The sequence below is a fragment of the Sulfurovum aggregans genome, from assembly GCF_055385215.1.
The window spans coordinates 690,913-703,760 of the sequence record NZ_AP042387.1 but is presented as its reverse complement, the minus strand read 5'-3'; the positions used below and the strand labels follow the sequence as shown (position 1 = coordinate 703,760).

10 protein-coding genes and 1 riboswitch are annotated in these 12,848 nt (G+C 40.9%); of the genes, 7 read left to right on the top strand and 3 right to left on the bottom strand.

Translation table 11 applies throughout. The features are described from left to right. The first annotated feature begins 26 nt into the window (after positions 1-26). On the top strand, positions 27-1,238 hold the full coding sequence (ilvA, locus tag ACZ48W_RS03490; RefSeq protein ID WP_464829946.1) for a threonine ammonia-lyase: 1,212 nt from the start codon (positions 27-29) through the stop codon (positions 1,236-1,238). 48 nt (positions 1,239-1,286) lie between these two features. Next, positions 1,287-2,225, top strand: coding sequence for a Ppx/GppA phosphatase family protein (locus ACZ48W_RS03485; RefSeq protein ID WP_464829945.1), 939 nt, complete (start codon positions 1,287-1,289; stop codon positions 2,223-2,225). 158 nt (positions 2,226-2,383) lie between these two features. Here the strand turns inward: ACZ48W_RS03485 and ACZ48W_RS03480 are convergent, their stop codons facing one another. Then, the gene (locus ACZ48W_RS03480) at positions 2,384-3,073 is read right to left on the bottom strand and encodes a response regulator transcription factor (RefSeq protein WP_464829944.1); all 690 of its coding nucleotides are present in this window, start codon (positions 3,071-3,073) and stop codon (positions 2,384-2,386) included. Continuing rightward, the gene (locus ACZ48W_RS03475; RefSeq protein WP_464829943.1) at positions 3,066-4,583 is read right to left on the bottom strand and encodes an oxygen-binding di-iron domain-containing protein; all 1,518 of its coding nucleotides are present in this window, start codon (positions 4,581-4,583) and stop codon (positions 3,066-3,068) included. The genes ACZ48W_RS03480 and ACZ48W_RS03475 overlap by 8 nt, the downstream gene beginning before the upstream one ends. A 126-nt stretch (positions 4,584-4,709) precedes the next feature. Here ACZ48W_RS03475 and ACZ48W_RS03470 point away from each other — a divergent pair, with 126 nt between their 5' ends. From ACZ48W_RS03470 to ACZ48W_RS03455, 4 genes are all read left to right on the top strand, one after another. Then, entirely contained in the window at positions 4,710-6,419 is a 1,710-nt protein-coding gene (locus ACZ48W_RS03470) for an acetolactate synthase large subunit (protein WP_464829942.1), read from the top strand. After that, positions 6,419-6,898: an acetolactate synthase small subunit gene (gene ilvN, locus ACZ48W_RS03465; RefSeq protein WP_464829941.1), complete on the top strand. Its 480-nt coding sequence runs from the start codon at positions 6,419-6,421 to the stop codon at positions 6,896-6,898. Before ACZ48W_RS03470 ends, ilvN begins: the two co-directional genes overlap by 1 nt. Positions 6,899-7,051: 153 nt before the next feature. Further along, positions 7,052-8,008 carry a UDP-3-O-(3-hydroxymyristoyl)glucosamine N-acyltransferase gene (gene lpxD, locus ACZ48W_RS03460; RefSeq protein WP_464829940.1) on the top strand — a complete coding sequence of 319 codons (957 nt, stop codon included), beginning with the start codon at positions 7,052-7,054 and terminating at the stop codon, positions 8,006-8,008. 38 nt (positions 8,009-8,046) lie between these two features. Beyond that, positions 8,047-8,277 carry a hypothetical protein gene (locus tag ACZ48W_RS03455; protein ID WP_464829939.1) on the top strand — a complete coding sequence of 77 codons (231 nt, stop codon included), beginning with the start codon at positions 8,047-8,049 and terminating at the stop codon, positions 8,275-8,277. Between the two features lie 17 nt (positions 8,278-8,294). Here the strand turns inward: ACZ48W_RS03455 and ACZ48W_RS03450 are convergent, their stop codons facing one another. Continuing rightward, a complete protein-coding gene (locus ACZ48W_RS03450) occupies positions 8,295-8,744 on the bottom strand; it encodes a PAS domain-containing protein (protein ID WP_464829938.1) in 450 nt (149 codons plus the stop codon). An 87-nt stretch (positions 8,745-8,831) separates the two neighbouring features. After that, positions 8,832-8,908: riboswitch (cyclic di-GMP riboswitch) on the bottom strand. A gap of 183 nt (positions 8,909-9,091) precedes the next feature. On the opposite strand from ACZ48W_RS03450, the gene metH reads away from it, so the two are divergent. Further along, on the top strand, positions 9,092-12,598 hold the full coding sequence (gene metH / locus ACZ48W_RS03445; RefSeq protein WP_464829937.1) for a methionine synthase: 3,507 nt from the start codon (positions 9,092-9,094) through the stop codon (positions 12,596-12,598). The last annotated feature ends 250 nt before the right edge of the window (positions 12,599-12,848 follow it).

The window sequence follows — 12,848 nt, the reverse complement described above, 5'->3', positions numbered from 1 at the left end:
GCGCCAATTATGACTTAGGAAAGATAATGTTAGACTTAAACAGTATAAAAAAAGCTTATGCACGAGTGTCAAAGGTGGTATATCACACACCTTTTTCCTATGCACCTATTTTGAGCCGGATGAGCGGATATGAAGTCTATCTTAAAAAAGAGAATCTTCAGCGTACAGGAGCCTTTAAACTGAGGGGAGCTTTTAATAAAATAGCCTCGTTAATTGAGAGTGGAGAGAAAGGTGGTGTTGTGGCTGCCTCTGCAGGTAATCATGCTCAGGGTGTATCATTTTCTGCTAAACACTTTGGGATAGATGCTACTATTGTCATGCCTGAGTCAACGCCGTTAACAAAAGTACAGGGGGTAAAAGAGTTTGGTGCTACGGTCATTCTTCATGGTGCTAACTATGATGAAGCCTATGTATATGCTGTAGCCTTCGCGAAAGAGAATAACTATAATTTTGTTCACCCTTTTACAGATGATGAAGTGATGGCAGGGCAAGGTACGGTTGCGTTGGAAATGTTTGATGAGGTTAAAGATCTTGATGCTATTGTTGTTCCGGTAGGCGGAGGAGGACTGATCTCAGGTATGTCCGTCGCGGCAAAAGCGATCAGGCCTGAGGTAAAAGTGATCGGTGTTTCAGCACAGGGTGCTCCTGCAATGAAGAACTCTTATGATGCAAAACAACCGCTTGATACCACATCTGTACGGACCATTGCTGACGGGATAGCAGTACGTGACACCTCACCTGTTACTTTGGAGTATATCTTAAAGTATGTGGATAGATTTGAAAGTGTCTGTGAAGATGAGATAGCTTCAGCCATACTCTTTTTACTGGAGAGACAAAAGGTACTTGTAGAGGGTGCCGGTTCAGTCGGTGTTGCCGCATTGTTACATGGAAAGTTGAACTTGCCAAAAGGCAGCAGGGTAGGAGTGGTACTCAGCGGAGGGAACATTGATGTAACGATGCTCGCACTTATCATAGAAAAAGGACTGATGAAATCAGCAAGAAAGATGAAGCTGATGGTGACACTGGTAGATAAACCGGGTGCATTGCAGTCATTTACACAGATACTTACAGAGGTAGGTGCAAATATCGTTCAGATAGGGTATGACAGAACCTCGATAGATTTGGAATTTGGAGATGCCCATGTATCGGTAGCTTTGGAGACAAAAGGTGAAGAGCATCAGGAGTTGATCCGTCAGAAACTGCAAGAGGGCGGTTTTACTTTCAAGGAAGAACACTAAAAAGAGTGAGCAGGTAGCAATGAGCAATGAAGAACGTAAGGGAAAATAGTGATAGCCATAGATTTGGGTTCAAATACATTGCGTGTATTGGAGTATGACTGTGATAGTGCGAAGCAGATAGCCGAGTTTGAAAAAATAGTAAAAACAGCAGACGGATTGGTACAATATGGTGTGATAAACCGTGATGCTGAGGCCAGGATCATTGCAGCGATAAAAGAAGCACAGACACAGATCGATTTCTCTTCCCAGGAGATAAGAGCAGTAACAACCGAGGCTGTACGTCAGGCTTCAAATTCTGATGAAGTATTAAGTAGGATCAAAAAAGAGACAGGTGTTTCTTTTGAGATCATTTCAGGTGATGAAGAAGCAAGACTGACACTTATGGCAGTCAAATACAGACTTGCCAAACTGCAATATGCATCAGATTCTTTTATCCTTGTTGATATAGGCGGAGGTTCGACGGAACTTATTTTCCATTATCCTGATGAGACCATCTCTAAAAGTTTCCCTGTAGGTATCGTAACGATTGCTCAGCAATATGAAACGCTTGAAAATATCAAAAATATACTGCCATCGGAAATGTTGGAGATGCAAATGTTATGTGCAGAAATGTATGCGATACGGGGAAAAGTAGATTCTTTTGTGGCTACGGCGGGTACACCTACGACAGTTGCAGCTATGAAACTGGGACAGACGTATGAAACATATGATGCAAAAAAAGTCAATGGCACTTCATTGAAAGTGGAAGAATTGGATTTCTATTTGGAAAAGTTGCTTGCCATGCCTTTTGAAAAGAGGGAAATGACTGTAGGAATCGGGAGAAGTGACCTGATCGCTGCAGGAATACTTATACTGAAACAACTTTTCAGTATTGTAGAGTTTGACAGTTGCATAGTGATAGATGACGGATTACGTGAGGGTGTGGCTTTAGAAGGATGTAAATCCTACACTAACCAACTTAAAAAAGAAGAAAGACATACAAGGTGAAGTCTGTTATTCAATAGGCCGGAAGAAACCTATTAAGTTAGTGCAGTCATTTAGAGGTGTTTTTCTTTAGTATATTACAAAGGGGGGATACTATTTCACCTCCTTTTGGAAGTATAATAGAAGAGTTTGTCAAAGTTTGTCAAAATAACTTTTTTTGATTAATTTGTCTGAAGGATGTATCCTACACCATAATTGCTTTTTATTGTCCCTTTTGGAAGTTTATGACGAATGCGTTTCATCAGAGAAGTAATTGCATTTGAAGAGAAGTCACGTTCGGGTTGGTCTTCATACAGATAATTGTAAATATCAATCGATGAAATGGTTTGATTTGCTTTGGAGCATAGAAGATCAAGTACTTTTTGCTCTTTAGGTTTCAGTTCGATCTCATTTCCGTTTTGAAAGAGTTTCTTTTTTGTCTTATCCCAATAAAATGCTTCTTTCAGATAGGTATAATGATCTTTTTTCCGCAATTCATCTACAATGGAAAGAAGGATCTCTTTTAGTTGATCGCTTTGCACAGGTTTTACCAAATATTTTACAAGGTGCAACTCGATAGCTTGTAAAAGTTTTTCTTTATCCGAGTGTGCAGTAGTGATGATGATCTTTGTCTCTTTATCTTTTTTACGGATCTTTTCTATCATGGAGAGGCCATCCATACGAGGCATATGAATGTCAGCAACAATGATATCTGGTTTTTCTTTTTGGTAGATAGAATATGCACTGATACCGTCTTCGGCAGTATACACATGTGTAAAGAAAAGCTGTAGATACTCTACCATTGAATGCAGCAGTTTTTTTTCATCTTCAGCAATGAGTATAGAAATATCACCTATCTTTGTATTATCCATTGACCCTCTCCATAGTTATTTTGAATACTGCACCTTCTCGGGTATTTTCTACACTTAATGACCCACCCATATTTTTTTCAATGATCATTTTAGAGATATAGAGCCCCAATCCTGTTCCCATGGATTTGTGTTTGGTTGTAAAATAGGGGTCAAATACACGATGTATATGTTCTTTTTTGATCCCTCCTGCATTATCGCTGATGGTAAGTACAATACTGGTATTTGTTTCGGATAAAATGATACGGATATAAGCATCCTTGACTTTTTTGTGAATCAGTACATCTTTGGCATTGGTTAAAATGGAGACAACGACCTGGGTGTATTCATTCATATAGCCGCTTACACAGGAGGAACTGTGGTTCTGAAAAAGAATCTCTATTCCTGCTTTGTTCAGCATAGGGCGCATGATCGTCAGCGCATGATCAACAACATCAGAAACAGAAAAATTCGTTTTTGTTTTTTCCGGATGGTAGAAACGCATAAAATCATCAATGGTTTTTGACATATATTGAATATTATTTTCCATCTCTTTGAGTTTACTCATAAGTTCCCTGTTTTCCAGTATCTCCCTTTGGCTTTTCTCTTTAAGAATAGAGATAATAGTATTGTTGATGGCAAGAGGCTGTCGCCATTGGTGTGCAATGTTTCCTATCATCTCTCCCATATCTGCCATTTTGGCTTTTTGGAAAAGAAATTCCTCCTTTTCCTTTAGCTGTTTAAGTGAAGCTACAAGTGCAAGGTCTTTTTGTTTCAGTGCCTCGATCGTATAGATGAGTTCATCCTTGTAGCCCTCTTCAATATAAAGTCCGCATTCCAATGCTTTCATCTGAGTGATCAGGGGAGCAATCCTCTCCTTTTGAATGATAGACCCGTGCTGAGGTGCTATAAGATCCATATCCAACGTTTCTATTTTTGAGAGAGCATAGTTAAAGATATCCCGGCTTGGCATATATTCTGCGTGGAACTGTTTGGCTTTTTCAAAATAGTCATCTCCTGCAAAAAAATCCCAGGACTCTTCCAGGCCGCCGAAAATATCACCGGAAAAGAGTGTTTTTGTTTTTTGTTCATAGGTGACAAAAGCACCGGGTGAATGGCAATATGGTGTGGTTAAAAATCTTAAATTCAAGTTACCGCATTGCAGTTCATACTGATGTTTGTCTATCTCATAATAAGCTGACTGTATCAAATAATGTTTGACCAGAGGTACCATACGACTATGGGTGATGATACGAAGGTCATTACGGTCAATGAGTTTTTCCATCTCTGGAACAGAGGCTGCCAGATCGGGGTCTTGATGATGTAAAATAATATATTTTACATTATCCATAGAACTTATAGAATTGATCTTTTTTACCACTGCATCAAACTCCAGCATGGAACCCGGATCGATCAATACAGATTCCTTGCCGTTTTTTATGAAATAGGGGTGGCATTGAAAAGGGTCATTCTTAAGATACATCCCTACCCAGTAAATATCTTTGGCGATTTCTATTGCTTGTGTAAAATCCATCTGATAAGTATAGTAAAAAAAGATGAATATTTTCATGATTTTCATCAAGAAAAGTACAGTTAGGTAGGCACATCTAATATTTTTTAGCTATAATCAAAAAAATTCTAATTTAATGGAGTGTAAACCATGCAGATGAGTGGTGCACAAATGGTATGTGAAGCAATTATCGCTGAGGGGGTTAAGACCGTATTCGGTTATCCCGGAGGTGCGATCATGCACGTTTATGATGAAATTTACAAACAAAACGGTTTTGAACATATACTTAACCGTCACGAACAGGCATCTGTTCATGCAGCAGACGGTTATGCAAGAGCTACGGGTGAAGTAGGGGTTGCCATGGTGACCAGCGGACCGGGGTTCACGAATGCGGTTACCGGACTTGCAACAGCTTATATGGATTCTATTCCCCTGGTCGTTATCTCCGGGCAGGTACCTTTGGCCCTTATCGGTACGGACGGTTTTCAGGAGATAGATGCTGTAGGTATCTCAAGGCCATGTACCAAGCATAATTTTTTAGTGCGTACTCTTGAGGAGCTTCCCCGTATACTTAAAGAAGCATTCTATATTGCCCGCAGTGGAAGACCCGGACCGGTACTTGTGGATATTCCAAAAGACATCACAGTCGAGATCGGTGAGTTCGTCTATCCTGATTCTGTAGATATCCCCAGTTATAAGCCGACTTACAAAGGAAATAAAAGACAGATAGAAAAAGCAGTTGAAGCGATCAAGTCTGCAAAAAAACCTCTGCTGTATATCGGTGGCGGAGTTGTTCTTTCAAATGCAAGTGACCTGGTACGGGAGCTTGCAGAAAAAACACAGATACCAGCGGTTGAAACCTTGATGGCCAGAGGCGTATTGGGTGCGAAAAACCCACTCCTTCTCGGTATGCTCGGTATGCATGGAAATTACGCATCAAACATGGCGATGTCTGAAACAGATCTGGTCATCTCTCTTGGTGCAAGATTTGATGACAGGGTGACAGGCAAACTTTCTGAGTTTGCAAAATATGCAGATGTGATACATGTTGATATTGACCCTGCCAATATTGCGAAGTTGGTAGATGTGGATTATCCGATTGTAGGTGATGTGACACAGGTACTTGAGAAGATGATACCTCTGCTTGATGATGTCGATACTGACAGATATCAGGCATGGAGAGAGATACTCAAGCGTTATGATGAACTTCATCCTCAGTCCTATGTGGATTCTGATGAGGTGATCAAACCGCAATGGGCTATAGAGCGTATCGGTGAGCTTATAGGTGAAGATGCTATTATCACTTCGGATGTCGGACAGCACCAGATGTGGGCTGCACAGCATTATCCGTTTGACAGACCGCGTCAATGGATAAATTCTGGCGGTTTGGGAACAATGGGCTTTGGTTTCCCCGCAGCTATCGGTGCAAAAAAAGCATGCCCTGAGAAGACGGTTATCAACATTACCGGTGATGGTTCTATCTTGATGAATATGCAGGAACTGGTCACTGCTGCCGAGTATAAGATCCCAGTTATCAATATTATTTTGAATAACCATTTTTTAGGAATGGTAAGACAGTGGCAAACCTTCTTTTATGAGAAACGTTATTCTGAGACGGATCTGACTTTCCAGCCAAACTTTAAAGCATTGGCTGAAGCATGTGGGGGCATCGGGTATGATGTTACGACGAAAGAGGAGTTTGATGCAGCACTTAAAGATGCTATTAAGCAAGATAAAGTCTGCTTTATGAATGTTGCAGTAAATCGTTTTGAAAATGTACTTCCGATGGTTCCGTCAGGAGGGGCATTGTTCAATATGATGTTGCCCCAAAAAACAGAAAATAACGGGGAGGAGAAGTAATGGCCAATTCTAAAAATGAAAGACGGGTTATTTCTGTTATTGTAATGAATGAGAGTTCTGTACTTGCCCGTGTCACAGCACTTTTTGCCGGTCGCGGGTATAATATCGAGTCATTGACTGTAGCACCTATCCCTAACAGCAATATGTCACATATTACTATTGCGACCAATGGTTCTACAAAAGTGATGGAACAGATCACAAAACAGCTTCATAAGCTTATCCCTGTCTATAAGGTGATCGAGCATGAAGAGATGGTTGAAAAGGAGATGGTCCTTGTAAAATTCCCTATTGCTGAGAATCTTAGTGATATATCGGCATTATGTGCTGCCTATAATGGCGGTATTGTGAATGTAGGGACAGAAATGGTTATTGCCCAAGTGGCTGATGAACCGAACCGTATCAAACATTTTATTGAAGCTGCACAACGTTATAATCCTAGTGAAGTTGTACGTGGTGGTGTTGTGGCTATTGAAAGATAATTTAACTACTGAACTTGTTCCCATGCTTTGTGTGGGCATGCATATAAGAGTTTTGCTATAGAAGTATAAGCTTATTTCTTTGATTTTATTGAAGTATGCATTCCCACTCAGGAGAGTGGGAACGAGGGTTATTTTAATAAAAGGATTCTCTTTATGACTTACAAACTCTCCCAAATTACTCAAGAACTTAACATAGATATTAATGGAAATGACATAGATATAGATGGTATTCATACTTTAAGTGAAGCAACACCTACACAGCTTAGTTTTTTTAATGATAGTAAATATGCATCACAATTAGCTCATACAAAAGCAGCAGCCGTACTTATAGAGAAAAAACATGCAGCGTTATTACCCTCAACGACTATGGCACTTATCACAGATGAGCCCTACTTGAAATTAGCATTGGCTACTAAATTCTTTGCACATAAATTAGAGACTAAAGGCGAACACCCTCATATGGGTGAAGGATGCGATATAGACAAGCGTGTATATTTTGGTAAAAATGTTACACTTGGAGATAATGTAACTATATTGGCAGGATGTTATATCGGTGATAATGTGACAATAGGCTCAGATACATTACTGCATCCAAATGTAACGCTATATCATGGAACAAAGCTGGGAAAAAGATGTATTATTCACAGTGGTACGGTGATCGGGTGTGACGGATATGGTTTTGCACATACAAAACAGGGAGAGCATGTAAAGATCTATCAAAATGGTAATGCTGTGGCAGAAGATGATGTTGAGATAGGGGCAAACTGTACCATAGACAGAGCAGTATTCGGTACTACTATTATCCGTAAAGGTACCAAACTGGATAATCTTATACAGATCGCACATAACTGTGATGTAGGAGAACATACGCTTTGTGCAGCACAGGTAGGACTTGCCGGCTCCACTACTTTAGGCAGAAATGTGGTTATGGGTGGACAAAGTGGAACAGCCGGTCATCTGTCAATAGGTGCTTTTGCGACTATTGCCGGTAAAGGCGGTGTAACAAAATCGCTTGAAGGAGGAAAAACCTATGCTGGTTTTCCTGCCATAGACCATAAAATGTGGTTGCGTATGCAAGCAAAGATAGCTGGGTTACTGAAACGAAAATAATTGTGATATAATCAGTCTATATAATATAAAGGATTAATATGAGTGGGACAGTAACAAAAATAGATGAAATTGCACTTGGAAGCACAAAAGATGGAAAAATCTCTATTACAACCATAGTTGAGCCTTATGGGAAGGGTAGTGAAAGTGTAGCAAGTATCGGTATCTCTCTTCAGGCTGATGCCGGAGAACCGGATTGGAAAGTGCATATCCCTAAAACGAATATTGATGCGGTGATCGCTGCTTTGCAAGAAGCAAAAAAAAGTCTCTAATGTAAAAAAGCTGCTGATTACTCAGCAGCAACCATCTCTTTATATTGGGAGAGGGCTTTCTGCATAGAGTCTTTATCCGGGATCTTTCTTCCTGCAATATAGCCAATAATTTCTCCATTATCATCAAATTTCGGTTTGATCCAGACAACAACAAGATAATATTTTCCTTCATTTGTCATGTTCTTGACAAAGCCTTCCCAGTAGTTCCCGCCTTTAATTGTTTCCCACATACCTTTAAAAGCAGCTTTTGGCATATCCGGATGTCTGTTGATACTGTGCGGTGAACCGATCAGTTCTTCTTTTGAATAGCCTGTCATTTCTCTGAATTTACGATTGGCATAAGTAATGATCCCTGCAGTATCTGTCTCTGTGATCATCACACCGCCATCAAAGATCACTTCTTCATCTATAGGTTCAGGTTTCGTAATTGTTTTACCGGTAATAATATTTTTTATAGTTTGTCCCATATGTAGCTCCATTATTCAGAGGATTTTTAGCATTGGAAGTTCAGCAGTTTTGAGTAGAAACAAGAAAGGATATATCTCAGAATACAATTAGGCAATCTGGCAATCTTTATATAAGACCCATGACTTTCTGTCCTCACTTCACAATGAGTTTAGTTTTTACAATGTATATACTTTGTAATAATATCCATCTATAGCTTATATAGTTATAAGAGACAAGATAGTTGCTTCTTTAATTAGATTTATTCCATACTTTGCTACAATTACAACATTATATACGGGTGAAAACACTGCCTTGAATATTAAGCTCTTCAGAGTTGGTGATGTAATACCCCTTTAAAGGAAGTTTTTTGTCTATTGATGAAACGATAAATTCATTATTGGAAGAACGTATTTTAGTGATTGATGGTGCCATGGGTACACAGATACAAGATCTTGAAGTACCAAAAGAAGCCTGGATCGATGATAAGGGTACGGATCAGGAGGGATGTAATGAACTTCTTAATGATACTGCTCCTGATCTTATAAAACGTATACATAAACGTTATGCGATGGCTGGAGCAGACCTTATTAAAACCAATACTTTTGGAACAATGCCATGGGTACTTGATGAATATCAAATGGGTGAACGTGCGTATGAACTTTCAAAAAAAGGTGCATTGCTTGTTAAAGAGATATGTGAAGAATATGGTACAGATGAAGCACCCAGATTTGTACTGGGTTCCATAGGCCCGGGAACAAAACTGCCATCCTTAGGGCATATTCATTATGATGAAATGTATGAAGGGTATAAACTTTGTGCATTGGGTCTTATTGATGGTGGATGTGATCTCTTCCTTTTGGAAACATGTCAAGATCCGCTACAGATAAAAGCAGCACTGCATGCCTGTCAGGATGCAAATAAAGAGAGAGAAGTTGAACTGCCTGTTATGGTCTCTGTAACGATAGAACTTAGTGGTTCTATGCTTATCGGTACAGATGCAACGACCATCGTAACGATCTTGGAACCGTTTGACATTCTATCGCTTGGTTTCAACTGTGGTACAGGGCCGGACCAGGTAAAAAAACATCTTAAGACACTGAGTGAACTTTGTGCCATACCTATTTCAGTACATGCCAATGCCGGACTTCCCCAAAACCGTGGAGGGTATACCTATTACCCTATGGGACCGGATGAATTCACTGAAAAACAGTTGGAGTTCACAGCCTTTGATGGAGTAAGTTTCTTAGGTGGATGCTGCGGAACAACACCACAACATATACAGGCACTTAAAAAAGCTGTAGAAGTTATAAAACCTAAAAAGCCAACAGGGAGTATAGAACCAAGTATTGCTTCACTTTTCAACAGTGTCGAATTGTTTCAAAAACCGGCACCCTTACTTATAGGTGAGAGAAGTAATGCTACGGGCTCTAAAGCGTTCCGGGAGCTCATTATCGCTGGAGATTATGAGGGAACTTTAACGGTAGGGCAGGCACAGGTACGCGATGGAGCACATTGTCTTGATGTGAATGTAGAGTTTGCAGGGCGTGACGGTGCTACAGATATGGCAGCAGTGATGGAGTTATATAACCAAAAGATACCTCTGCCGCTTATGCCTGATGCCACCCGCGTGAACACGATGGAAGCAGGGTTGAAATGTATTGGCGGAAAGCCCATCATCAACTCAGTCAACCTTGAAGACGGGGAAGAGAAACTTGATGCCATTTGTCAGTTGGCCAAACGTTACGGAACAGCACTGGTCTGTCTGACCATTGATGAGACAGGGATGGCAAAGACGACAAAAGACAAACTTGCTATGGCAGAACGTATCTATGACCTCTGCGTGAACCGTCACGGCATTGATCCCAGAAATCTCATATTTGACATGCTTACTTTTACGGTGGGTTCAGGTGATTTGGAGTACCGTGATGCAGCCATACAAACGCTTGAAGCCATACGCGAACTGCATAAACGACACCCTGAAGTAGGTTCTACACTGGGACTTTCCAACATCTCGTTCGGACTCGATAAGAATGCGAGGATCTATCTCAATTCAGTCTTTTTGCACCACTGTATCCAGGCGGGAATGACATCGGTGATCATCAATGTAAAACATATCATTCCTATGGCAAAGATGAGCCAGGAAGATATTGATATCTGTGAAGAGCTGTTGTTCCATCCTGATGATGAGTCACTCTTTAAGTTCATCGAACATTTTTCAGACAAAACCGTAGATGATTCTGCTACAGATGAAGAGTATGAAGCAATGAGCTATGAAGAGAAGATCTCCAAACTGCTCCTTGACGGTGACAAAGAGCGTATGATACCTCTGGTTGAAGAGGCCAGAAAAGAGATAGACCCGGACCATATCGTCAATGAGATACTTATAGATGCGATGAAAGTCGTAGGTGAACTTTTTGGTTCGGGGCAGATGCAGTTGCCGTTTGTTCTGCAGTCAGCGGAGACCATGAAGACAACTGTGGATTATCTGAACCCATATTTGACCAAGCAGGAGAAAGAGACAGATACGACACTGGTCATCGGTACGGTCAAAGGGGATGTGCATGATGTAGGGAAGAATCTGGTAGATATCATTCTTTCAAATAACGGTTTTAAAGTCATCAATGTAGGGATCAAAACAGATCTGGAAACCTACCTTGGAGCACACAGGGAACACAATGTACAAGCCATAGGAATGAGTGGATTGCTGGTAAAGTCCACAGCAGTCATGAAAGACAATCTTGAAGCGATGGCAGAGATGGGTATGGAGATACCGGTACTGTTAGGCGGTGCTGCATTGACACGCAGTTTTGTGGATGACTTCTGCCGTCCCATCTACAAAGGTCCTATCTTCTACTGTCGTGATGCGTTTGACGGGGTCATTGCTATGAGTCGTATAGAAAAGTACAATGAAGACCCAAGTGTCGGACTGGATACCCGTTTGGCAGGAGATATGGTCGAACGTGAGAAGAAGGCCAAAAAAGAGGTAGTCATCCCTCCTTTTGAAGAGATCAAAATGCCGGAGCCGGCACCGGTACCTACACCGCCGTTCTGGGGAAGAAGGGTACTTAAAAAAGAAGATCTGGATCTGGATATGGTCTTTAGCTGGGTAAACCAGAAAACAGTTATCAAGATGCATTGGGGTTACAAAAGCAAGGGTATGAGTAAAGAGGAGTACCAAAAACTCCTTGATAAAACAGTTTATCCTGCCTATGAACGTTTAAAACGAGAGTTTATAGAGAAAGATCTTTTTGAACCTACCATCATCTACGGTTACTATCCATGCAGAAGCAATGACCAGGAGTTGATACTTTTTGATGAGAGTGAAGGGTGGAATGTAGATGCAAATGCCAACAGGGAGCCTCTGGCAAACATTGTCGGCAGAGCGGTCCATGAGTTCTCTTTCCCTAGACAGGGACGAAAACCACACCGGGCACTCAGTGATTTCTTCCATCATGACAGACATGATGTCATTGCCTTGACCTGTGTCAGTGCAGGACCGAAGTTCTCAGCCTATGAAAAGGAGCTCTACGATGCAGGTAAATATCTGGAGTACAACATGGTACACGGCTTCTCAGTAGAACTGGCCGAAGCTTTGGCAGAAGTAGCACATAAGCAGATAAGATTGGATTTGAATATCGCCTCAGAAGACGAAGGACATACCTTGCGTGATGTAAGAATGAACCGATACCAGGGAGCCAGATACTCCTTCGGTTACCCGGCATGCCCGGATCTGGAGCAAAGCAGAATTATCTTCGACCTGCTCAAGCCTGAAGAGTTCGGTATAGAACTGAGTGAAACTTTCCAGATACATCCTGAGCAGAGTACGACAGCTTTGGTGGTGCATCATAGGAATGCTACGTATTATGCAGTTTAAATAGGGTGCGTTTGCCAACGCACCTTTTATTTTTAACTCGTTACCACGTTGCACGTGGTAATGCATACATCAATTCAAATCATAAATCAATAATAATCCATCGCTAGATGATGAGGGTGTAGGTCGGGGTTCCCCTGATCCCGACAATCCAAATATATATATAACATGGCAATTTTTATTTTATGCCAATTCATGTCGGGATGAGGGCAACCCGACCTACAATTTCCCAACTTACACAAAAATATCTCAA

Excerpts from the sequence above, each read along its gene's own strand:
- ilvA (WP_464829946.1), top strand. The coding sequence starts at position 27 with ATGTTAGACTTAAACAGTATAAAAAAAGCTTATGCACGAGTGTCAAAG.
- ACZ48W_RS03480 (WP_464829944.1), bottom strand. The coding sequence starts at position 3,073 with ATGGATAATACAAAGATAGGTGATATTTCTATACTCATTGCTGAAGAT.
- ACZ48W_RS03475 (WP_464829943.1), bottom strand. The coding sequence starts at position 4,583 with ATGGATTTTACACAAGCAATAGAAATCGCCAAAGATATTTACTGGGTA.
- ACZ48W_RS03470 (WP_464829942.1), top strand. The coding sequence starts at position 4,710 with ATGCAGATGAGTGGTGCACAAATGGTATGTGAAGCAATTATCGCTGAG.
- ilvN (WP_464829941.1), top strand. The coding sequence starts at position 6,419 with ATGGCCAATTCTAAAAATGAAAGACGGGTTATTTCTGTTATTGTAATG.
- lpxD (WP_464829940.1), top strand. The coding sequence starts at position 7,052 with ATGACTTACAAACTCTCCCAAATTACTCAAGAACTTAACATAGATATT.
- ACZ48W_RS03455 (WP_464829939.1), top strand. The coding sequence starts at position 8,047 with ATGAGTGGGACAGTAACAAAAATAGATGAAATTGCACTTGGAAGCACA.
- ACZ48W_RS03450 (WP_464829938.1), bottom strand. The coding sequence starts at position 8,744 with ATGGGACAAACTATAAAAAATATTATTACCGGTAAAACAATTACGAAA.